We start from the raw sequence: 20,034 nt of genomic DNA, 5'->3' as shown, positions 1-20,034 counted from the left end.
AAGTTAAAAATCACTTTCGGGCGACGAAAGCGCGAGAATTGCGTTATGTGCCTTGAACGCACCGCCAATGCGGGCCAGATTCAGAATATGGATCTTACCGGAAAACTGCTGATCGCCATGCCCGGCATGCCCGATCCGCGTTTCGAACTCAGCGTCATCTACATCTGCGCGCATTCCGACGAGGGCGCGATGGGGCTGATTGTCAACAAACCGTCGGACGAGCTGAAATTCTCGGACCTGCAGGACCAGTTGGACCTGCCGCAGGGCGATTGCCCTGACTTTGCGGTGCATTTTGGCGGGCCTGTAGAGTTTGGACGGGGATTCGTCTTGCATTCGACCGACTATTCCTCGGCTCCGTCACAGACAATGACCGTGGACGACAACTTTGGCCTGACCTCGACCATGGCGATTCTCAGCGATGTGGCCCGCGGCAGAGGCCCGGATCAGATCATCCTTGCGCTGGGGTACTCGGGCTGGGGTCCGGGACAGTTGGAAGACGAGATTTCCGCCAATGGCTGGCTGACCTGCGATAGCGATCCGGGTTTGGTGTTTGGCGGTGACAATGATGTGAAGTGGACGGCCGCGCTAAAGACCATGGGCGTGGACCCGATGTTGCTGTCTGCCGAGGCCGGGCGGGCCTGATACGTGCCCCGTCAACCGATTGCGACGGTGATCGGTACGCCTAAACGGTGCGGAAGCCTATGCGGTCAATCGCGAAACGAAGGTGTAGCAGATCACGGGCCTAGCGTCTGGGGGCGGCGGCGCGGGCCAGCCGGTCGTTTATGGCCAGTCCCAGCCCATGCGCCGGGATCGGTGCAATGTCGATGATCTGGCCTTGGGCCGCCAATTCGTCCATGTCCCGCAGGTAGGTGAACAGGTTGGCGGCAGCCTCGTGCAGGTCACCGGCAGGCGACAGGTTCCGTTCAGCACCTGCGCAAGCCGGGCCAAATCCCAACCACAGCGCCGCCGGATCGCGCGTATCGCGGTTCAGGCGCACCATGGCCTGCGGGGCATAGTGCGAGGCCAGCTGCCCCGGCGCCTGCACCTTTTGCGGCGTGGTATCGCGGGACAATGGCGCACCCAAACACGCCTCGATCGCTTCAACGGGCACGCCACCGGGACGCAGCAGGGTGGGCGTGTCTGAAAGGCCGATGATCGTGCTTTCAACGCCAACTGCGCAGGCACCACCATCCACAACGCCATCGATATGACCCGACAGCCCGGCCAGCACGTGGTCGGCTCGTGTAGGGCTGACCCGGCCCGAGGGGTTGGCCGAGGGCGCGGCAACCGGTCCGCCAAAGGCAACCAGCAATGCCTGAGCAACGGGGTGGGAGGGCACGCGAAGGGCCACGGTATCAAGCCCCGCTGTCACAAGGTCGGATAGCCCGCTGCCGGGTTTGCGCGGCAAAACCATGGTCAGCGGTCCGGGCCAGAATGCGGTTGCAAGCGCGCGGGCCCTATCATCGAATTCGGCCAGTGCCAGTGCCTGATTCAGATCAGCAACATGCGCGATCAGCGGGTTGAAAGTGGGCCGGCCCTTGGCCGCGTAAACCCCCGCAACGGCCCGCCCGTCGCACGCATCGGCACCCAGCCCATAAACCGTTTCGGTTGGAAAGGCGACCAGGCCGCCTGCGCGCAAAACCGCCGCGGCGCCCTTTATGCCGGCCGCATCCGTGCCGAATACCTGAGTGTTTTTTGTCGCGGTCATGTGACGTAGCGTTCAACTTGAGTGGCGGGCAGCAGGGTCTAGGCTGTGATGAATTCGGGCTGATGTAGCGCCGAGCTGCCAAAATCACAAGACGCAAGCCAAAGAGGTTGCCATGCCGTATCGCGCCCCCGTATCGGACTATCAGTTCATTTTCGATCATCTTGTCGGGTTGTCGGATGTCACGGCGACCGAACGGTTCAGCGACACTACACCCGATGTTGTGGGCGCAATCCTGAACGAGGCGGGGCGGCTGTGCGAAGAGGTACTGGCCCCGGTTCAACGCGCCGGCGACTTGCACCCCGCAGTTCTGGAAAATGGCAATGTACGCACCACGCCCGGCTATGCCGAGGCTTATGCGCAGATCGCCGAAGGTGGCTGGGTTGGTATGACTGCGGATCCCGAGTATGGCGGCATGGGCCTGCCGGCCAGCCTGAACGCCGCCGTCTACGAGATGATGAGCGCGTCTTGCCTGTCGCTGCAACTGAACCCGCTGCTGACGCAGGGCCAGATTGAAGCGTTAGAGCATCATGCCAGCGACGAGTTGAAAGCGCTGTACCTGCCCAAGCTGATATCGGGCGAGTGGAACGGCACGATGAACCTGACCGAACCGCAGGCGGGCTCGGATGTCGGGGCGCTTAGCACGCAGGCGGTGGCCAACGGCGATGGCACCTATGCGGTGACCGGCCAGAAGATCTTTATCACGTGGGGGGAAAGCGATTTTAACGCCAACACCTGCCACCTGGTACTGGCGCGCCTGCCCGACGGGGCACCGGGCACGCGGGGCATCAGCCTGTTTATCGTGCCGCGTTTCATCCCCGACGAAAACGGCGTACCGGGCGTGGCGAACACGCTGAAAGTGGTCAGCCTGGAGCATAAGCTGGGCCTGCATGGTTCGCCCACTGCCGTGATGCAGTTCGACGGGGCGCAAGGCTGGCTCGTGGGGGAGCCGCACAAGGGCATGGCTGCGATGTTCACCATGATGAACAACGCCCGGCTGGGTGTGGGGCTGCAGGGTGTGGGCGCGGCCGAGGGCGCGTATCAGCAGGCGCTGGGCTATGCGTTGGAGCGCAAGCAGGGCAAGACGGTGGGCCCGGATGGCACCATTTCCGACCACGCCGATGTGCGCCGGATGCTGCTGACCATGAAGGCCGAGATCTTTGCCGCCCGCGCCATCGGTCTGGCCAATGCAGCGGCCATCGATATGGCCACGGCCACCAGCGCACCGGAATGGGTGGCGCGCGCCGGGTTGCTGACGCCGATATCCAAAGCTTATGGCACCGACACCGGGATCAACGTGGCCTCGACCGGCGTGCAGGTCCATGGCGGCATGGGCTTTATCGAGGAAACCGGCGCGGCGCAGTTCATGCGCGACGTGCGGGTGACGGCGATTTACGAAGGCACGAATGGCATTCAGGCCGCCGATCTGGTGGGGCGTAAGCTTGCCGATGGTGGCGAGGCGGTGTTCCGGCTGCTGGACGAGATCGAGACCGCGGCCGAAGCGGCGCGCACAGCGCAGCCCGATCTGGCCGGGATGGTCTGGTCTTCGGCCGAGAACCTGCGCGACCGGACCGAGGCTTTGCTGAACGCCGAAATGAACGACCGCATGGCGGGTTCGGTCCCGTATCTGCGCGGCTTCGCTCTGGTGCTGGGTGGCCATTACCACCTGGCTGCGGCGATGGCCGAGGGCGGTGACGGGCCGCGCACGTCGCTGGCGTCGTTCTTCATCCGCCGGTTGCTGCCCGAAAATACGGCCCTGTTCCAGCATGCAGGCGAGGGGGCTGACGACCTGTACGCGCTGAATGCCGACGAGCTTGCCGCATAAGATGGACGGCGCGCCAAACGGTATCCGCTATCCGTGGAACGACCCGCCCGCCGAGGGTGGCGCCACCGAGGTTGCCCCCGGCATCCTGTGGCTGCGCGTGCCGCTGCCGATGGCGCTGAACCACGTGAATGTATACGCGCTGGATGACGGCGATGGCTGGACGATCATCGATACCGGGCTAGATACGCGGCGCACGCGCGCGCTGTGGCAATCGTTGCTGGAAACCGGCCCGCTGAAGGGCAAGCCGATCCGCCGCGTGGTGGTCACCCACCACCATCCCGACCATGTCGGTCTGGCCGGGTGGTTTCAGGCCGAGATGGGGGCCGAATTACTGATGCCGCGCACGGCGTGGCTGATGGCGCGGATGCTGGTGCTGGATGAGCAGGCGCTGCCTGCGCCGCAGGCGATCGACTTTTACCGTCAGGCAGGTATGGATGCCGACCGGTTGAAGGAACGCGCCGAAAACCGCCCGTATAACTTCGCCGATACGGTTGCGCCGCTGCCTTTGGGATATACCCGGCTGGACGAAGGGGGCACCCTGCAGGCTGCGGGGCGCGTTTGGGACATCCGCTTTGGCGATGGTCATGCCCCGGATCACGCCACGTTCTGGAGCCGCGATGGCGACGTGGTGATTGGGGGTGACCAGTTGCTGCCGTCAATTTCGCCCAATCTTGGGGTCTATCCGACCGAGCCGATGGCCGATCCCGTGGCGGAATGGCTGGACAGCTGCACCCGGCTGCTGCCCTATGCGACCGATGCGCAGCTGGTTCTGCCGGGGCATAAGCTGCCCTTCACCGGCTTGCCGGCGCGTTTACAGATGCTGATCGACAACCACCACGGTGCGCTGAAACGCCTGCGTGGGTTCTTGCAGACACCGGCAACGGCGGTTGACTGTTTTCCCACGCTTTACAAGCGAACCATTGGCGATGGCGAATACGGGCTTGCATTGGTCGAAGCGGTCGGCCATCTCAATCACCTATGGCACCTGGGCCTCGTCACACGCCAATTGCGGGAAGACGGGGCGTGGTTGTGGCAAGTGAAGGGCAGCGAAAGCGATGACAAAGAAAACGGCCTCGACCCCGCGGATTGACGATACCGCACCCGCTCACGTGATTCACGTGGACCCTGAGGCACCAGCCTCGCCCGAGGATCAGCCCCTTCCTGCCGGTGTTGCGCGTAAACCCTATGCCGAGAAAAGCCCGGCCCAATGGGCCTATGAACGGGTGATCCTCTATATCAAGAATTTCGAAGAACAGCTGGACGCCACGCAGGAGGTTGCCATTGGCTTTACCGATGGTGGCAGCGCAGGTGTGTTGCGGATTGAGGGGCTGGGCTATTTCGACCCGGATGTTCTGACCTTTTATGGCCGCGACGCGACAGGGTTGCGGACGCAACTGATTCAACATGTCAGCCAACTGAACGTGATGTTGCGCGCCCTTCCTAAGGTCGACGATGCGCCCGAGCCGCGCCGTATTGGTTTTCGACTGGCGCAGGATCTTGAACTGGACGAATAGCCGCGCCGGTTGGGCGTGACAGCGCGGGCCAAATAAGCTAAACGCGCAAAAAAGACGAACACGCGAAAGGACGCCACAATGGCCGAAAACGAAACCAAGCACGAGCCGGGCACCATGGACATTTCGGTGCAAGAGGAAACCTTTACCGGTTTTGTCAAATTTTCCACCGTTGTGGCGGTAATTTGCATCGTCGTCGTAATTTTCCTGGCGCTGGTCGGCGCGTAAGGTATCTGTACCGCGCTGCTGGCGCGGCCTGAATTGTTTCGTGAGGTGACGATGCGACGCGCCCTGATCATTGCGGCCCTGCCGCTGTTTCTTGCCGCATGTGGCGCCGAGAGCGTCTATGCCCCCGAAGAACAGGTGCAAGCCGCCGTTTATCGCGACGCGGGGCCTGCGTCATTGACCCTTTTCACGATGATTAACAACCGGTCGGGCAGCGGCGCCCATACCGGGTTGATGATCAACGGCAGCCAGCGCGTGATCTTTGATCCGGCCGGGTCGTGGTGGCACCGCACCGCACCCGAGCGCAACGACGTTCATTTTGGCATGACGCCGACGATGGTTGAGTTCTATATCGACTATCACGCGCGTGAAACTTACCGGGTCGAACGGCAGACCGTTCAGGTGTCGCCGGAAGTGGCCGAGATGGCCCTGCAGCTGGTACAGGCGTATGGCGCGGTTCCCAAGGCGATGTGCGCAAACTCGACCAGTGCGATCCTGCGGCAATTGCCCGGTTTCGAAAACGTGCCGCAAACGTGGTTCCCCAACAAGATCCGCGACGCATTTGCTGAACTGCCGGGCGTGCAGACGGTTGTGATACGTCAGGACGAAGATTCGGACGACAATTCCGGCATTCTGACTGCGCAGCAGCAGGCGGCACGCTGAGACCAGCGCAAGATACCGTGGAAACTGGGATTGCCGGTGTGATCCTTGCCGGCGGGCAGGGTCCATGGCTTTCAGGTGCGGACAAGGCCGCGCTGCCTTTTGCCGATACCACGCTTCTTGCCCATCAGGTCGCACGCATTTCGCCGCAAGTGGCTCGTTTGGCAATAAACGCGGACGGTGTGTCCATCGAAGGTATGGCCGTCCTGCCGGACGCCGTCCCCGGGCAGCCGGGGCCCCTTGCGGGGATCCTTGCAGCCATGGATTGGGCTAAGGCGCTGGGCTTTGCACAGGTTGCCTGCGTGGCGATGGACGCTCCGTTCCTGCCGACCAACCTCGTGGCCGAACTGGCCACTGCCGCGCAACGAAGCCCCACGGGGATCGCATTGGCACGCAGCGATGGGCAGGCTCATCCAACCTTTGGTTTGTGGCCCGTGGACATGCGTGCGGCAATGGCGACCGATTTGGGCAAAGGGCAACGCCGCATTCGCATATTTGCCGAGGCGCAGGGCTGTGCCTATGCGGATTTCCCAACCCATGGCGGGTTGGACCCGTTTTTCAGCATCAACACCGCAGATGACCTGGCAACCGCACGCGCGCGCCTGGGTTAGTCAAACGTACCGGACACCCGCCCCAGCAACATGAATGCCCGCGCCGTGCGGGTTTCGGCCAGATCGCTGAGATCCTGATCGCTGGCTTCGGTCTCGAACGTGGTAAGGGTCTGATCGAACTGACGCAGGAAATGGTGGACGGCATCGCGAAAAATCGGATCCTGTCGCATACGACCAGCCGACAACGCCAGACACGACCTGTCGCGGACACCGCCAAGGGCAGCCACGGCTATCCCGCGCTCACCATGGGCAAAACGGCGCCAAATCTCAGGGCGGGCACGATCTGGACGCAGGTCGTCCATGTAGATGCCATCCTGACTGAGCAGTGTCAGAACATCCTGCGCCGAGCGTACCAACTTGGCGGCATTGCGGTCCTGCAGTGCACGGCGCAGGGCACGGAACCCATCGCGATCTTCGGCGTTTTCGGGGAAATTCACGGCCTTGATGAAATCGCTGACCTCCAGGGGCGGGCCAATTTCTTCGGCCGTGGTGCCCAGTTCAAGCGAGGGTTGGGCCATTGCCACGGCGGGCGATTCTTCGTCCGGTTTCTCGGGTGACGGCAGGGCCGTGCGCGGGCGGATCGAGGTGAAGGTCGCGATCCGGTCTTCGGTCTGCTTTTGAACCGCGGCAATCTCGTCCAGCTTCTTTTCCACCGACGGACGCACATGCATCGCCGCGTTTTGTTGCTGTTCGATATAGGTGTGGCGCATTGCATCGATGGCCGCCTGAAGGCGCGCCGATTCCTCGCGGATGATACGCGCGCTTTTTGCTGCCGATGCCCCCACCCAGATCAGCGCGACGGGCAGGGCAATCGCCAACAACGTCAAAACGAACGTGATCGGATCAAATGGCAGGGTCTCGCTTTGCTGACGGGCGACAAGAAAGAACGCAGCCGCGCCACCGACCCATAAAAGGCTGAGGACAATGGCAATCACGTCCGACGCCATCAGGCGCGGTTTGTTCGAGTGATTCCCGAATACCGTCAGTTCAATTGGTGGTTCAACGGGGTTATCCGCCATATCAGCACGCCCGCCATCCTTTGTCTCAGACATAGCGGATGCCAAGAACCTCGTAGCCTTTCACGCCGCCCGGCGTCCGCACTTCAACACTGTCACCTTCTTCTTTGCCAATCAAGGCACGGGCCAGCGGGGACTTGATATTGAGCAAACCTTTGTCGATGTTCGCCTCGGTCTCGCCCACGATCTGATAGGTCTTTTCCTCGTCGGTATCCTCGTCCACCAGATCAACGGTGGCCCCGAACTTGATGGCCCCCGACATGGTCGACGGGTCAATCACGTCGGCCAGCGAAATGATGCCTTCCAGCTCTTTCACGCGGCCCTCGATAAAGCTCTGTTTTTCGCGTGCGGCGTGGTACTCGGCATTCTCCGACAAATCGCCATGCTCGCGCGCCTCGGCGATCGCCTTGATCACTGCGGGGCGTTCCTCGGACTTGAGGGTCTTCAGCTCGGCTTCCAGCGCGGTAAAACCCGCGCGCGTCATCGGTATCTTTTCCATCGGCCTCTATCGGATATGACTGGCGGCGAGCCGGTCAGCTCGCCGCCGTGGTTACGTTAATGTCTCAAATGAGCAAATGGCGCGCCAGAATGCAAGACAAAGAGACCGTAACAATGCGACGCGTTGTTGCACCGCAGCGAAATGATGTTGCGTAACGATTGACGACTGCACCGACCCTGCGCTAGGCCATGGCGGATGCGCCAGGGCTTATGGGATTGCCCAGCAAAAAGGGATGAGAAATGGCTGAATTCGAACGTGAGTCGATGGAATTTGACGTGGTGATCGTAGGGGCGGGGCCGGCGGGCCTGTCTGCGGCGATCCGTTTGAAACAGCTGGACGCGGACCTGAACGTGGTCGTTCTTGAAAAAGGGTCCGAGGTTGGCGCGCATATCCTGTCGGGGGCCGTGTTGGACCCGTCGGGGCTGGACCGCTTGATCCCGGATTGGAAAGACAAGGGCGCGCCGCTGAACACCAAGGTGAAAGAGGACAACTTCTATGTCCTGGGCGAGGCCGGCCAGATCCGCCTGCCCAATTTCATCATGCCGCCGCTGATGAACAACCATGGCAACTATATCGTGTCGATGGGCAATGTCTGCCGCTGGATGGCCGAACAGGCCGAGGGTATGGGGGTGGAGATCTTCCCCGGCATGGCCTGTTCCGAGCTGGTCTTTGGCGAGGGTGGCGAAGTGAAGGGTGTGGTTGCGGGCGAGTTCGGCAAGAACCCCGATGGTACACCGGGCGACGGGTACGAGCCGGGGATGGAGCTGTATGGCAAATATGTCTTCCTGTCGGAAGGCGTGCGCGGCAGCCTGTCGAAGGAAGTGATCGCCAAGTACAATTTGGATGCCGACAGCGACGTGCCGAAGTTTGGCATCGGCATGAAAGAGATCTGGGAAGTTAAGCCCGAGAACCATAACGAGGGCGAGGTGACGCACTCCATGGGCTGGCCGCTGGGCTTCAAGCAGTCGGGCGGTTCGTTCATGTACCACCTGGAGAACAACCAGGTATATGTGGGCTATATCATTGACCTGAATTACAAAAACCCGCACCTCTTCCCGTATATGGAGTTTCAGCGGTTCAAGCACCACCCACGCATCGCGAAGGTCCTGAAGGGTGGCAAGCGCGTGGCCTATGGGGCGCGCGCGGTGACCAAGGGCGGGTTGCAATCGATCCCGCAATCGGCGTTTCCGGGGGGTGCGTTGCTGGGTTGCTCGGTTGGGCTGGTGAACCTGCCGCGGATCAAGGGCAACCACAATGCAATGCATTCGGGCATCGCGGCGGCCGAGGCTGCGCATGCGGCGATGGCCGCGGGCCGGTCCGGTGACGTGCTGAGCGATTATGACACCGCACTGCGCGATGGCCCCGTGGGCAAAGACCTGAAAAAGGTGCGCAACGTTGCGCCGCTGAATGCCAAGTACGGGCCGCTGGGCGGTCTGGTTCTGGGCGGGTTCGACATGTGGTTCCAGACCATCTTTGGCGCCAGCCTGTTCGGCACCATCGCCCATGGCAAAACCGACGCGCAGTCGACCGAAGAGGCCGCAAAGCACAAACCGATCGACTATCCCAAGCCCGACGGCACGCTCAGCTTTGACCGGCTGACCAATGTCTCGTTCGCGATGACGAACCACGAAGAGCAGCAACCTTGCCACTTGCAACTGGCCGATCCGGCGCTGCCGATCTCGGTCAACCTGCCGAAATTCGCCGAACCGGCACAGCGCTATTGCCCGGCGGGCGTGTACGAGATTGTCGAAAAGGATGGCAAGCCCGAGTTCGTGGTGAACTTCCAGAACTGCGTGCATTGCAAGACCTGCGATATCAAGGACCCCAGCCAGAACATCAACTGGGTCACGCCGCAGGGCGGCGATGGGCCGAACTATCCCAATATGTAACGCCTGTGTCAGGTTGGGCGAAAAGGCGCCGGGTTGCATTGCGCAGGCCCGGCGTTTTGCCTAGGCTTTCCAGAACAACTTCGTTGCTCAGGAGATTTGCCTTGCCGATCCGTTTGCGCCCCCTTGTCCTTGCCGCCCTCGCGGCGACCCAACTGGGCGCACCTGTCGCCGCACAGGATGGCCTGGCTGGCCCTTATCTGGCGGGACAGGTGGCAAGTTTCCACAACGACTATGAAGCGGCGGCGCAATACTATGCGCAGGCGCTGCTGCGTGACCCTTCGAACCTGTCATTGCTGGAAAACGCCACATTGGCTTTCATCGGCCTGGGGCAGGTCGACAAGGCCGTCCCGATTGCTCGCCGCATTCAGCAGGCCGGTGCATCCAGTCAGGCGGCGGACATGGTTCTGTTGGCCGATCAGGTGAAACGTGGCCGTTTTGATGCGCTGCTGGACGATCAGGAGGCCGGGCTGAGCATTGGGCCGCTTGCCGATCGCCTTCTGTCCGCCTGGGCACAGTTTGGCGCAGGGCGCATGTCCGAGGCGATCAACGGCTTTGATGAGGCGGCGAATGATCCGGGTCTTGGGCTGTTCGGTGCGTACCACAAGGCGCTTGCGCTTGCCTCGGTTGGTGATTTCGAAGGTGCGGTTGAGATCTTTGAAAGCGGCAACGGCGACGGGTTGCGCTATACACGCCGGGGGGCAATGGCCAATATTGCCGTGCTTAGCCAATTGGAGCGCAACGACGAGGCCCGGCAACTGATCACCGACCTGTTCGGTCGCGATCTGGACCCGGGCATGGCCGATATCGCCGCAAAGCTTGACGCCGGCGAGGCCTTGCCATTCGAGACCATTCGCGATGGTGCTGACGGTGCAGCCGAGGTGTTCTTTACCGTTGCCGAAGCCGTGAATGGCGAGGCCGACGATGCCTTTACACTCCTATACGCGCGTCTGGCCGAATTCCTGCGCCCGGACCATGTTGACGCCATTTTGCTGTCGGCGGACCTGCTGGAAGCGCAACAGCGCTATGACTTGGCTGCGCGCGCCTATGCCGCCGTGCCGGTGGATGATCCGGCTTACTACGCGGCCGAACTGGGCCGCGCCAATACGCTGGAACGTTCTGGCAAGCCGGATGCCGCAGTGGAGGTTCTGGCAAGTCTGGCCAAGGATTACCCTTCGGTGCCGATTGTGCAAACCACGCTGGGCGACACGCTGAGTGGGCTGCGCCGTTTTGAAGAGGCCACGGCAGCCTATGACGCGGCAATTGGCCTGTTCAGCGAAACCACCCCCAGCCAATGGTATATCTACTACGCCCGCGGCATCACCTTTGAGCGCCGCCAGCTGTGGCCACAGGCCGAGGCCGATTTCCGCAAGGCGCTGGAACTGTCGCCCGATCAGCCGCGCGTGCTGAACTATCTGGGCTATTCGCTGGTGGAAAAGCGCATCAAACTGGACGAGGCGCTGGATATGATCGAACGCGCCGTCGCGGGCCGCCCAGATGACGGCTATATCACCGACAGCCTTGGCTGGGTTCTGTATCGCCTGGGCCGGTTCGACGAGGCCGTGCCGCATATGGAACGCGCGGTGGAGCTGATGCCGATTGATCCGATCATCAACGACCATCTGGGCGATGTTCTGTGGAAGGTGGGCCGCAAGCTTGAGGCCGAGTTCCAGTGGAAGCGTGCCCTGTCGCTGGTTGATCCCGAGGACATCCCGGTCGAGCTGAGCCCCGAGCGCATCCGCCGCAAGTTGGATGTGGGTCTGGACGTGGTACTGGACGAGGAAGGCGCCGAGCCGTTGTCGGTGGCCGATGGCAATTGAGGCCTTTGCGCCCGCCAAGATTAACCTGACCCTTCACGTCACCGGCCAGCGCGCCGATGGCTATCACTTGTTGGACAGTCTGGTGATGTTTGCCGACGTGGGGGATACCGTTGGTCTGGTCGAAGGGCAGGGGCTGAGCCTGCGTGTGACGGGACCTGCAGCAGAGGGTGTGCCAACGGGGCCCGAAAACTCGATCCTGAAAGCGGCAGGATTTGCCGGACAGACGGATCTGGCCTTTAGCCTGAACAAGGTCCTGCCCAGTGCCGCCGGGATCGGCGGCGGAACGTCCGACGCGGCGGCGGCTCTGCGCGCCATTTCGGCACTGCGGGGCGTAAGTTTGCCACCCGATACACTGCCTTTGGGCGCGGATGTCCCTGTGTGCATGCTGGGCACAGCGGCGCGTATGCGGGGCGTGGGCGGGCAGGTGACGCCGGTTCAGGGCCTGCCACGGTTGCATGCGGTTTTGGTGAACCCGCGCATTTCAGTGCCGACGCCATCCGTATTCAAAGCGCTGACAGACAAGAACAACCCGCCGATGCTCAAGACTTTGCCCGCCCTGAAAACGGCCACGGATTTTGCGGCGTGGCTGTCGGAACAGCGGAACGATCTGCAGGCCCCTGCGATTGCCGCTGCGCCGGTCATTGCCGATGTGCTGGGCGTGCTGCGGGCGCAGACGGGCCGTTTGTTGACCCGCATGTCGGGCTCCGGTGCCACGTGCTTTGCCCTGTTTGAAACGGAAGAGGCCGCGCGTGTGGCGGCCTTGAAGATCCAGAGGTCCCACCCGCAATGGTGGGTCGCACCGTGCCAGCTTAGCTGATACGCGCGACCACGTAGTCGGCCAGATCGCCCAGCATGCCACGCAGCTCGCTGTCTGGCAGGGTTTGCAGCGCTTTCTTGGCGGTGTCGGCCCATTGAATCGCCGTGGCGCGGGTGCTTTCCAGCGCTCCATGGGTGTTCAGCAAATGCAACGCCTGTTCCAGATCGCCGTCGCGCTGATCGCCCTTTTCGATGGTGCGTTGCCAGAACGCCCGCTGCGTCGCGTCGCCGGCAGCCACCGCGCGGATCACCGGCAAGGTCAGTTTGCGCTCGCGGAAATCGTCGCCGATGTTTTTGCCCGTGGCCCCGGTGCCCCAGTAATCCAACAGATCGTCGACAATCTGAAAGCTGATGCCCAGCGCGTCGCCATAGGCGTTCAGCGCGCGCACCTGAGCCTCGGGCGCGTTGGCGATCACGCCGCCTACCTCGCAGGCTGCGGCGAACAGCGCGGCGGTTTTGCCGCGGATCACTTGCAGGTAAATCGCCTCATCCGTGGCCAGATCCTGCGCCGCGGTCAGTTGCAGCACCTCGCCCTCGGCAATTGTGGCCGAGGCGTTGGACAGGATGTCCAGCACCCGCAGCGACCCGGTTTCCACCATCAGCTGAAAGCTGCGCGAGAACAGGTAATCGCCCACCAGAACGCTGGACTTGTTGTCCCACAAAAGGTTCGCGGTGGGCCGCCCGCGCCGCTGGCCGCTTTCGTCCACCACGTCGTCATGCAGCAGCGTCGCAGTATGAATGAACTCCACCGTCGCTGCCAGACGCAAGTGGTGATCGCCCTGATACCCGCACAGATGCGCCGCGGCCAGCGTAAGCATCGGGCGCAGGCGCTTGCCGCCGGCCTCGACCAGATGCGCGGTCACTTCGGGAATGCGCGGTGCATGTTCCGATGCCATACGCGCTCGGATCAAATCATTTACGGCGGCCATGTCGTCGGCCAAATACGCGTTCAACCGTTCATGCGGTTTGCTTTGGGCTGTGTCCAATCCCATCACGCCTCTGCCTGTTGCCTCGACATTTGGGGCGCGGTGCCCTTATGTCGGTTCTTATGAAAGAATTGCTCCGCAGCACCGACCCCACCGTGATCGCTTTTGCGACAGCGCTTCTCGACGGAGAGGAGATAGCCTCGTTTCCCGTTGATGTCCATATGAGCGTGCTGGAGGGATCCATCGGCATATTGCCGCGCAGACTGATGGTGCGCGAAGGCGACTTGACGCGCGCGCAGCGCGTTATGCGTGACAACAACATTGAAATTTCCGAGCGGCCGTGAATGACGACCTGACACATGACCGGTTTTTGGGCGACCGTTTGCACGTCTGGCAGCCAAGGGCGGGGTATCGGGCCGGGGTGGATCCGGTTCTGTTGGCCGCATCGGTGAACGCGAAGACCGGGCAGTCCGTGCTGGAATTGGGGTGTGGCGTGGGGGTTGCGTCGCTGTGCCTGGGCAGGCGGGTGCCGGGGCTTCGATTGACAGGACTAGAGTTGCAGCCGGGCTATGCCGACTTGGCGAGGCGCAATGCCGCCGAGAATGACGTGCCCTTTGACGTCGTGCAGGGCGATCTGGCCCAGATGCCGGCCGCGCTGCGACAGCAGAGCTTTGATCACGTCATCGCCAACCCACCCTATTTCCTGCAGGCGGAAAATACCGGGTCGGACGACGACGGGCGTGACACGGCATTGCGCGGTGAAACACCTTTGGCTCAATGGGTTAAGGCCGGTATGCGCCGTCTGAAGCCGCGCGGTATGCTGTGCGTGATTCAGCGCGTAGAGCGGTTGCCGGAACTGCTGTCCTTGGTTGCAGAGGGGGCGGGGGCCATCGAGGTGCTTCCGGTATCCGGACGCGCGGGCCGTGCACCGGGGTTGATCCTGCTGCGCGCGATCAAAGGCGCTCGTACGCCATTTCGCCTGCATCCGCCCCTGATCATGCATGATGGCGCCCAACATCCGGGCGATTTCGAAAGCTATACAACGGCCGTTTCAGCGGTTCTGCGCGAAGGTGCGGCACTGCCTTGGCCGGATGCCTGATCCGGCAGCATCGCGCCGGTTCCTAAAATTCGCGCTGTTGTGCGGCGTGACACGACTCGAAATCTGTGATGGGATGTAACAGTTAGATGAAAAATTAGACATAGAGAGGTGCCGCCTATGAGCCTGAGTTCGCATTTGCAGGAACTCCGTAAGAAACATCAAACTCTCTCCGATCGCGTTGAAGAAGAACAACGCAGACCCGGCTATGACGATTTAACCATTGCCAATCTGAAGAAACAAAAACTTCGCCTGAAAGAAGAAATTACACGCCTCTCGGAGGCCTGATTAATCAGTTCGCGCGCTGGCCCGCGCGGCCAGCGCTGCACCTGCCGTCAGCAGGATTGCGGCAAGTCCCAGCCCGAGCGACAGTTCGGCAAATCCCGTAACAACCAAAATCAATGTCGATGCCAATGGCGCTGCGTAGCTTGCGACGCCAAGAATCTGGATGTCGCCGCGTTTCATGCCGACATCCCACAAGAAAAACGCCAGCCCAACCGGTCCAAGACCCAGCCCCAAAACGGCAGCCCACCCCACCGGGAATTCTGGCCAAGCGGTTGTTTCCAAAGCCATATGCAAGATCACGGACAATCCGGCAGACACGATGCAGTATACCGCAACCGCCCCGGTAGGCACCTGCGCAAATCGACGGGACAGGACCGAATAGCCTGACCATGTCAGCGCGCAAAGAACGGCCAGTGCATACCCCGCCATGGCGCCCGTTTGCGCGGCGGCGCCTGACCCCGCCAGGATCAGGGCCGCGCCGCCAAAGGCCAGACCCGCGCCCACCACGTGCCCACGTCGCAGAACCTCTCCGGGCAAAAGACCCGAGAACAGAACGATCAATAGAGGCCAAAGATACGCGATCAGTCCGGCCTGTGCCGGTGGCGCAAGCCGAAGGGCCCCAAAATAGAATGCGTGGTACCCGAAAAGCCCGGCAATCCCCAACGCATAGGCTGCAATCGGGACCTCACGCAGAAAGCCCAACCCCTTTTCCGCCCGCCACGCCCAGATCAACCCGACAAACCCAGCCAGCGCAAAGCACATCGCGTTTAACTGAAACGGGGGAACCGGTGCCGACGCTACGGTGAGCAGCGCCAGCGTTGACCAGGCCGCGATCGCACCCAGCCCGACAACCGTCGCTTTGGTGCGGGTCAAACCGGGTTGCCGTCCATGTCTACAAAGTCATGATTGGCGTCAAAATTCTGCATGGCGTCCGTCTGCTTTACGATCCATTCCTCAAAGGCCGCCACATGTGGGCGGTTCTGGGACTCGGGCGGTGTCAGCAGACGATACCGATAGGGCAAGCGTATGGCCAGCCGGAAGGGCGCGATCAACTGTCCGGCAGACAGGGCCGATTCCGACAGGGAATAGCGCCCCATGACGGCACCAGTGCCAGCTATGGCGGCATCCAGGGCGTGGTCAGCTTGCGAGAACCGTGGCCCACCCTTCGGCGGCGCGCCTAACCCGGCAAACCGGAACCACGTGGCCCAGTCCAGCGTGCGGCTGTCAAACGGGAACAAGTCCTGATGCAGCAGGGTGTGATTGGCGAGATCCGCAGGTGTTTTGATGATTTCTGCCAATGCGGGGGCCATCATTGGGGTAACCCACTCGTCAATCAACGGGCGGGCATAAAGCCCATTGTCATCGCCGCCACCAAACCGGATCGCCAAGTCAATCTCGTCACGCTCAAAATCCATGACGCGCAGACTGGCGGAAAACCGCAGTTCAATTTCCGGGTGGGCCTGCGCAAATTCGAACATGCGCGGCGCCAGCCATTTAGATGTGATGGCGGGGCCGGCGGTTACCGTCAGCACGTTGTTGCTGATCATGCGCCGGGCCCCACGCCAAGCAGCGTAAAGCGCTTCGAATCCGTCCTGCGTGCCGGGTTGCAGCACGCGCCCGGCCTCCGTAAGGGTCACGGCGCGGTTGAGACGGTGAAACACCGGGGCGCCCAGGCGTTCTTCAAGAGATTTGATCTGAAAGCTCAATGCCGCCGGGGTCACGTTCAACTCGTCTGCAGCCTTGGCAAAGCTGAGGTGCCGCGCCGCTGCCTCAAATGCACGCAATGCGGTAAGGGGGGGCAGGGCATCACTCATCTCAGTTAAATTCTTCTTATGTGACTGGCAAATGTTCTCGTTTGTCACAGCTTAGTGCAGCGGCCATATTCCTATCAATCAAGAAATTCTGTTGAAAAGGAGAGCCCGATGTACGAGGCAACCGCACGCTTAACAACCCGTCAGGGTATCGAAGCAGCCCACCGTGAAAGAGCTGCAGCATTTCGTAATTTGTTTCGCCGAACCCGCACCCGCCGGTCCGGAACGGTACGCCTTTGGAGCAGGGCTGCGGCGTAACAAAAAGGGCCGCCGGGCGTTTCGCCCGGCGGCCGCAGAACTACATGAATCTTGTTCAGACGAAGAACTGTCCACCATTGGCAGAGATCGTCGATCCGGTGATGAAACCGGCCTCATCCGAGGCAAGAAAAACTACACAACGCGCAATTTCCTCGGGTTCGCCAAGACGGCCCACCGGGATTTGCGGAATAATTTTTTCATTCAGAACCTTTTCAGGAATGGCGCGGACCATCTCGGTTCCGATGTAACCGGGACAGATTGCGTTAACCGTGATCCCTTTGAACGCGCCTTCCTGTGCCAGCGCCTTGGTGAAGCCCAGGTCACCGGCCTTGGCCGCGGAATAGTTTGTCTGGCCCATTTGGCCTTTCTGTCCGTTGATCGACGAGATGTTGATCACACGGCCAAAGCTGCGGTCGCGCATGCCCGGCCAGACCGGGTGGGTCATGTTGAAAATTCCGGTCAGGTTGGTGTCGATCACCTGGCTCCACTGTTCCGGCGTAATCTTGTGGAACATGGCGTCGCGGGTGATGCCGGCGTTGTTGACCAGCACGTCGATGGGGCCAAGCTCGGCCTCGACCTTGGCGATGCCTTCGGCGCAGGCCTCGTAGTCGGCAACGGACCACTTGAAGGTGGGAATGCCGGTTTCTGCAGTAAAGGCCGACGCGGCCTCGTCATTGCCGGCATAGTTGGCGGCGACCGAATATCCGGCCTCTTTCAAGGCGATGCTGATGGCGGCGCCGATGCCACGGCTGCCACCGGTTACCAATGCTACACGGGTCATAAGGTTTCCTCCTTGCCCAATTTGCTTGGCAATCTTTTAACAAAATAAAAAGCCCTTGCACAACATTGTTGCGCAAGGGCGAATTGTCTCAGCTTTAAGTCGCTTATGGGCGCTCAAGGCACATGGCAACACCCATGCCACCGCCGATGCACAGCGTGGCCAGGCCTTTCTTGGCGTCGCGGCGTTTCAATTCGAACAGCAGGGTGTTCAGAACGCGCGCGCCCGAGGCGCCGATCGGGTGACCGATGGCAATGGCGCCGCCGTTCACGTTCACGATCGACGGGTCCCAGCCCATGTCTTTGTTCACAGCGCAAGCCTGTGCTGCAAAGGCTTCGTTGGCTTCCACCAGGTCCAGGTCGTCCACGGCCCAGCCAGCTTTGTCCAGCGCCTTGCGCGAGGCATAGATCGGGCCAACGCCCATGACCGACGGGTCCAGACCGGCGGTGGCGTAGCTGGCGATGCGGGCCAGCGGTTCCAGGCCGCGCTTTTCGGCTTCCTCAGCGCTCATCAACAGAACGCCGGCGGCGCCGTCATTCAGGCCCGAAGCGTTGGCCGCGGTGACCGAGCCATCTTTGGTGAAGGCCGGGCGCAGCTTTTGCATGGCTTCGATGGTGGCGCCGTGGCGGATATATTCGTCTTTGTCGACAACGATGTCGCCCTTGCGTTGCTTGACAGTGAAGGGGATCACCTCGTCATCGAACTTGCCGGCGTTTTGGGCGGCTTCGGCCTTGTTCTGGCTGGCGACGGCAAATTCGTCCTGCTGATCGCGGCTGATCTGCCATTGCTCGGCAACGTTTTCAGCGGTCTGACCCATGTGGTAGCCGTTGAACGCATCCCACAGGCCGTCGCGGATCATCGAATCGATGAATTTCATGTCGCCCATCTTTTGACCGGCGCGCATATGGGCCACGTGCGGGCTCAGCGACATGCTTTCCTGACCACCGGCGGCGACGATATCGGCATCGCCCAGCTGAATGTGCTGCGCGGCCAGAGCCACGGCGCGCAGGCCCGAGCCACATACCTGGTTGATGCTCCAGGCGGCGCTTTCTTTCGGCAGGCCGGCATTGATATGCGCCTGACGGGCGGGGTTCTGGCCCTGACCGGCGGTCAGCACCTGACCCAGAATGGTTTCCGAAACGTCGGCTTTTTCCACACCGGCGCGGTCCACGAGAGCTTCCAGGACGGCAGCGCCCAGGTCATGTGCGGGGGTGTTGGCGAAAGATCCGCTGAAGCTGCCGACGGCAGTACGTGCGGCAGATACGATTACGACATTGGTCATGGGCGTTGTCCTCTTCCCTAGCGGTTGCGCAAGGCGATCGGCCCAAAGGGTGGACCGATGCTGCTCCTAAGTCCGTAGTGACAGAGGTAAAGGACCAATGCTGCAGGTGCAACATAATTGAGCGTGCAGCGACGCAAAGCCGCTATGCGCGCCGTTTTTTGCCGGAATCTTCTTCCCATGGTGGGTGCACGGTGGGGGCGCCGAAATGATACCCTTGCATGCAGTCGATGCCGACAGATGCCAGAAATGCAGCGTCTTCGACGGTTTCCACGCTTTCGGCGACGGTAAACATGTCAAAGTGCCGCCCGATGGAAATCAGCGCCTGAGTTAGCACCTGATTGTCGGTGTCCGATGCCACGTTGCGGATAAACTGACCGTCGATTTTGAGGATGTCGAAGTAGAAATCGCGTAAATACCGGAACGAAGTGTATCCTGCGCCGAAGTCATCCAGCGCAAAGGAAATGCCGCGGTGCTGAAGTTCGCGCATGAACACGGTGACAAGTTCAGGCATCATCATTGCCGAGCTTTCCGTGATCTCAAGGATCAGCCGTTCGGCAAGGGTGCTGTCCCGGTCTAGCCCGCGGTTGAGAATGCTGTTCCACTGTGGATAGCCGATGGATCGGGCCGACATGTTGACCGCGATACGGATATCGGGCGCATCGCGCAGAGCTTTCAGGCCAAGTTTGAGGGCGACACAGTCGATCTGCCGCCCCAGTTCCTGCATCTCAACCTGCTGGATGAAGTCGCGGGCAGGGATCACGCGGCCTGCATCGTCAAAAATACGGATCAACCCCTCGTAAAACGCGGGGCGGCTGTCGTCCCCGGCGCGCATCACGGGTTGAAAGGCCAAGGCGACACGACTGTCCGACAACGCCTCGCGAACAAGGTCCACGGCGCTGCCAGCGCGTTGGTCCTGCGCCGCTGAAAATGGCGAGTCGTCAACCCCGGCTATGGCGGGCTCGGTTGGGTCAACAAATCCGGGCATGTTGTTCTCCGTCGGGTTATGTCGTCAATTTGACGCCCA

At 61.5% G+C, this 20,034-nt stretch carries 22 protein-coding genes; 13 read left to right on the top strand and 9 right to left on the bottom strand.

Features of this window, described 5'->3' with window-relative positions:
* The first annotated feature begins 87 nt into the window (after positions 1-87).
* Positions 88-642, top strand: coding sequence for a YqgE/AlgH family protein (locus tag ACMU_RS08405; protein WP_035258834.1), 555 nt, complete (start codon positions 88-90; stop codon positions 640-642).
* 100 nt (positions 643-742) lie between these two features.
* Here ACMU_RS08405 and ACMU_RS08400 read toward each other — a convergent pair whose 3' ends face one another.
* Complete coding sequence (locus ACMU_RS08400) at positions 743-1,708, bottom strand: L-threonylcarbamoyladenylate synthase (RefSeq protein ID WP_035258342.1); 966 nt, start codon at positions 1,706-1,708, stop codon at positions 743-745.
* A gap of 112 nt (positions 1,709-1,820) precedes the next feature.
* Here ACMU_RS08400 and ACMU_RS08395 point away from each other — a divergent pair, with 112 nt between their 5' ends.
* The 6 genes from ACMU_RS08395 to mobA all read left to right on the top strand — a co-directional run bounded on the left by ACMU_RS08395 (position 1,821) and on the right by mobA (position 6,537).
* On the top strand, positions 1,821-3,530 hold the full coding sequence (locus ACMU_RS08395; RefSeq protein WP_035258339.1) for an acyl-CoA dehydrogenase: 1,710 nt from the start codon (positions 1,821-1,823) through the stop codon (positions 3,528-3,530).
* Between the two features lies 1 nt (position 3,531).
* Positions 3,532-4,620, top strand: a complete 1,089-nt coding sequence (locus ACMU_RS08390; RefSeq protein WP_051588182.1) for an MBL fold metallo-hydrolase — start codon at positions 3,532-3,534, stop codon at positions 4,618-4,620.
* Positions 4,586-5,044, top strand: coding sequence for a DUF6173 family protein (locus ACMU_RS08385; RefSeq protein WP_035258336.1), 459 nt, complete (start codon positions 4,586-4,588; stop codon positions 5,042-5,044). The genes ACMU_RS08390 and ACMU_RS08385 overlap by 35 nt, the downstream gene beginning before the upstream one ends.
* 78 nt (positions 5,045-5,122) lie before the next feature.
* Positions 5,123-5,269: an aa3-type cytochrome c oxidase subunit IV gene (locus tag ACMU_RS19035; protein ID WP_081805452.1), complete on the top strand. Its 147-nt coding sequence runs from the start codon at positions 5,123-5,125 to the stop codon at positions 5,267-5,269.
* Positions 5,270-5,320: 51 nt separating this feature from the next.
* Positions 5,321-5,929 carry a hypothetical protein gene (locus ACMU_RS08380; RefSeq protein WP_035258334.1) on the top strand — a complete coding sequence of 203 codons (609 nt, stop codon included), beginning with the start codon at positions 5,321-5,323 and terminating at the stop codon, positions 5,927-5,929.
* Positions 5,930-5,946: 17 nt separating this feature from the next.
* Entirely contained in the window at positions 5,947-6,537 is a 591-nt protein-coding gene (mobA, locus tag ACMU_RS08375; protein ID WP_035258332.1) for a molybdenum cofactor guanylyltransferase MobA, read from the top strand.
* On the opposite strand, the gene ACMU_RS08370 is transcribed toward mobA, so the two are convergent.
* Both ACMU_RS08370 and greA read right to left on the bottom strand, forming a co-directional pair.
* A complete protein-coding gene (locus tag ACMU_RS08370) occupies positions 6,534-7,556 on the bottom strand; it encodes a hypothetical protein (RefSeq protein WP_051588218.1) in 1,023 nt (340 codons plus the stop codon). The two genes, mobA and ACMU_RS08370, sit on opposite strands and share 4 nt — an antisense overlap.
* A 25-nt stretch (positions 7,557-7,581) precedes the next feature.
* A complete protein-coding gene (gene greA, locus ACMU_RS08365) occupies positions 7,582-8,052 on the bottom strand; it encodes a transcription elongation factor GreA (RefSeq protein ID WP_035258329.1) in 471 nt (156 codons plus the stop codon).
* Between the two features lie 239 nt (positions 8,053-8,291).
* Here greA and ACMU_RS08360 point away from each other — a divergent pair, with 239 nt between their 5' ends.
* The 3 genes from ACMU_RS08360 (at position 8,292) to ACMU_RS08350 (ending at position 12,575) form a co-directional block, all read left to right on the top strand.
* Positions 8,292-9,941, top strand: coding sequence for an electron transfer flavoprotein-ubiquinone oxidoreductase (locus ACMU_RS08360; RefSeq protein ID WP_035258326.1), 1,650 nt, complete (start codon positions 8,292-8,294; stop codon positions 9,939-9,941).
* A gap of 101 nt (positions 9,942-10,042) precedes the next feature.
* The gene (locus tag ACMU_RS08355; protein ID WP_035258323.1) at positions 10,043-11,758 is read left to right on the top strand and encodes a tetratricopeptide repeat protein; all 1,716 of its coding nucleotides are present in this window, start codon (positions 10,043-10,045) and stop codon (positions 11,756-11,758) included.
* Positions 11,748-12,575, top strand: coding sequence for a 4-(cytidine 5'-diphospho)-2-C-methyl-D-erythritol kinase (locus ACMU_RS08350; RefSeq protein ID WP_035258321.1), 828 nt, complete (start codon positions 11,748-11,750; stop codon positions 12,573-12,575). Before ACMU_RS08355 ends, ACMU_RS08350 begins: the two co-directional genes overlap by 11 nt.
* On the opposite strand, the gene ACMU_RS08345 is transcribed toward ACMU_RS08350, so the two are convergent.
* The gene (locus ACMU_RS08345) at positions 12,568-13,566 is read right to left on the bottom strand and encodes a polyprenyl synthetase family protein (protein WP_035258319.1); all 999 of its coding nucleotides are present in this window, start codon (positions 13,564-13,566) and stop codon (positions 12,568-12,570) included. The two genes, ACMU_RS08350 and ACMU_RS08345, sit on opposite strands and share 8 nt — an antisense overlap.
* A 56-nt stretch (positions 13,567-13,622) precedes the next feature.
* Here ACMU_RS08345 and ACMU_RS08340 point away from each other — a divergent pair, with 56 nt between their 5' ends.
* From ACMU_RS08340 to ACMU_RS19030, 3 genes are all read left to right on the top strand, one after another.
* A complete protein-coding gene (locus ACMU_RS08340; RefSeq protein ID WP_035258825.1) occupies positions 13,623-13,844 on the top strand; it encodes a putative signal transducing protein in 222 nt (73 codons plus the stop codon).
* Positions 13,841-14,599 carry a tRNA1(Val) (adenine(37)-N6)-methyltransferase gene (locus tag ACMU_RS08335; protein ID WP_035258317.1) on the top strand — a complete coding sequence of 253 codons (759 nt, stop codon included), beginning with the start codon at positions 13,841-13,843 and terminating at the stop codon, positions 14,597-14,599. The genes ACMU_RS08340 and ACMU_RS08335 overlap by 4 nt, the downstream gene beginning before the upstream one ends.
* 117 nt (positions 14,600-14,716) lie before the next feature.
* Positions 14,717-14,884 (top strand): YdcH family protein, encoded by a 168-nt coding sequence (locus tag ACMU_RS19030; RefSeq protein WP_081805451.1) that lies wholly within the window; start codon positions 14,717-14,719, stop codon positions 14,882-14,884.
* On the opposite strand, the gene yddG is transcribed toward ACMU_RS19030, so the two are convergent.
* The 5 genes from yddG to ACMU_RS08310 all read right to left on the bottom strand — a co-directional run bounded on the left by yddG (position 14,885) and on the right by ACMU_RS08310 (position 19,995).
* Positions 14,885-15,754, bottom strand: a complete 870-nt coding sequence (yddG, locus tag ACMU_RS08330) for an aromatic amino acid exporter YddG (RefSeq protein ID WP_035258314.1) — start codon at positions 15,752-15,754, stop codon at positions 14,885-14,887. It abuts the gene before it with no gap.
* Positions 15,751-16,695 (bottom strand): transcriptional regulator GcvA, encoded by a 945-nt coding sequence (gcvA, locus tag ACMU_RS08325; RefSeq protein WP_035258312.1) that lies wholly within the window; start codon positions 16,693-16,695, stop codon positions 15,751-15,753. Before gcvA ends, yddG begins: the two co-directional genes overlap by 4 nt.
* Positions 16,696-17,005: 310 nt before the next feature.
* Positions 17,006-17,731 (bottom strand): beta-ketoacyl-ACP reductase, encoded by a 726-nt coding sequence (phbB, locus tag ACMU_RS08320; RefSeq protein WP_035258310.1) that lies wholly within the window; start codon positions 17,729-17,731, stop codon positions 17,006-17,008.
* Positions 17,732-17,834: 103 nt separating this feature from the next.
* The gene (locus tag ACMU_RS08315) at positions 17,835-19,010 is read right to left on the bottom strand and encodes an acetyl-CoA C-acetyltransferase (RefSeq protein WP_035258308.1); all 1,176 of its coding nucleotides are present in this window, start codon (positions 19,008-19,010) and stop codon (positions 17,835-17,837) included.
* Positions 19,011-19,152: 142 nt separating this feature from the next.
* Entirely contained in the window at positions 19,153-19,995 is an 843-nt protein-coding gene (locus ACMU_RS08310; protein ID WP_051588180.1) for an EAL domain-containing protein, read from the bottom strand.
* Between the last annotated feature and the right edge of the window lie 39 nt (positions 19,996-20,034).

The sequence above is a fragment of the Actibacterium mucosum KCTC 23349 genome, from assembly GCF_000647975.1.
GTDB lineage: Bacteria > Pseudomonadota > Alphaproteobacteria > Rhodobacterales > Rhodobacteraceae > Actibacterium > Actibacterium mucosum.
This window is presented reverse-complemented; position numbering and strand designations above follow the sequence as displayed.

Excerpts from the sequence above, each read along its gene's own strand:
- ACMU_RS08360 (WP_035258326.1), top strand. The coding sequence starts at position 8,292 with ATGGCTGAATTCGAACGTGAGTCGATGGAATTTGACGTGGTGATCGTA.
- ACMU_RS19030 (WP_081805451.1), top strand. The coding sequence starts at position 14,717 with ATGAGCCTGAGTTCGCATTTGCAGGAACTCCGTAAGAAACATCAAACT.
- ACMU_RS08385 (WP_035258336.1), top strand. The coding sequence starts at position 4,586 with ATGACAAAGAAAACGGCCTCGACCCCGCGGATTGACGATACCGCACCC.
- ACMU_RS08405 (WP_035258834.1), top strand. The coding sequence starts at position 88 with ATGGATCTTACCGGAAAACTGCTGATCGCCATGCCCGGCATGCCCGAT.
- phbB (WP_035258310.1), bottom strand. The coding sequence starts at position 17,731 with ATGACCCGTGTAGCATTGGTAACCGGTGGCAGCCGTGGCATCGGCGCC.
- ACMU_RS08400 (WP_035258342.1), bottom strand. The coding sequence starts at position 1,708 with ATGACCGCGACAAAAAACACTCAGGTATTCGGCACGGATGCGGCCGGC.
- ACMU_RS08370 (WP_051588218.1), bottom strand. The coding sequence starts at position 7,556 with ATGGCGGATAACCCCGTTGAACCACCAATTGAACTGACGGTATTCGGG.
- ACMU_RS08315 (WP_035258308.1), bottom strand. The coding sequence starts at position 19,010 with ATGACCAATGTCGTAATCGTATCTGCCGCACGTACTGCCGTCGGCAGC.
- ACMU_RS08345 (WP_035258319.1), bottom strand. The coding sequence starts at position 13,566 with ATGGGATTGGACACAGCCCAAAGCAAACCGCATGAACGGTTGAACGCG.
- ACMU_RS08380 (WP_035258334.1), top strand. The coding sequence starts at position 5,321 with ATGCGACGCGCCCTGATCATTGCGGCCCTGCCGCTGTTTCTTGCCGCA.
- ACMU_RS08395 (WP_035258339.1), top strand. The coding sequence starts at position 1,821 with ATGCCGTATCGCGCCCCCGTATCGGACTATCAGTTCATTTTCGATCAT.
- ACMU_RS08390 (WP_051588182.1), top strand. The coding sequence starts at position 3,532 with ATGGACGGCGCGCCAAACGGTATCCGCTATCCGTGGAACGACCCGCCC.
- ACMU_RS08340 (WP_035258825.1), top strand. The coding sequence starts at position 13,623 with ATGAAAGAATTGCTCCGCAGCACCGACCCCACCGTGATCGCTTTTGCG.
- greA (WP_035258329.1), bottom strand. The coding sequence starts at position 8,052 with ATGGAAAAGATACCGATGACGCGCGCGGGTTTTACCGCGCTGGAAGCC.
- ACMU_RS08350 (WP_035258321.1), top strand. The coding sequence starts at position 11,748 with ATGGCAATTGAGGCCTTTGCGCCCGCCAAGATTAACCTGACCCTTCAC.
- ACMU_RS19035 (WP_081805452.1), top strand. The coding sequence starts at position 5,123 with ATGGCCGAAAACGAAACCAAGCACGAGCCGGGCACCATGGACATTTCG.
- gcvA (WP_035258312.1), bottom strand. The coding sequence starts at position 16,695 with ATGAGTGATGCCCTGCCCCCCCTTACCGCATTGCGTGCATTTGAGGCA.
- ACMU_RS08310 (WP_051588180.1), bottom strand. The coding sequence starts at position 19,995 with ATGCCCGGATTTGTTGACCCAACCGAGCCCGCCATAGCCGGGGTTGAC.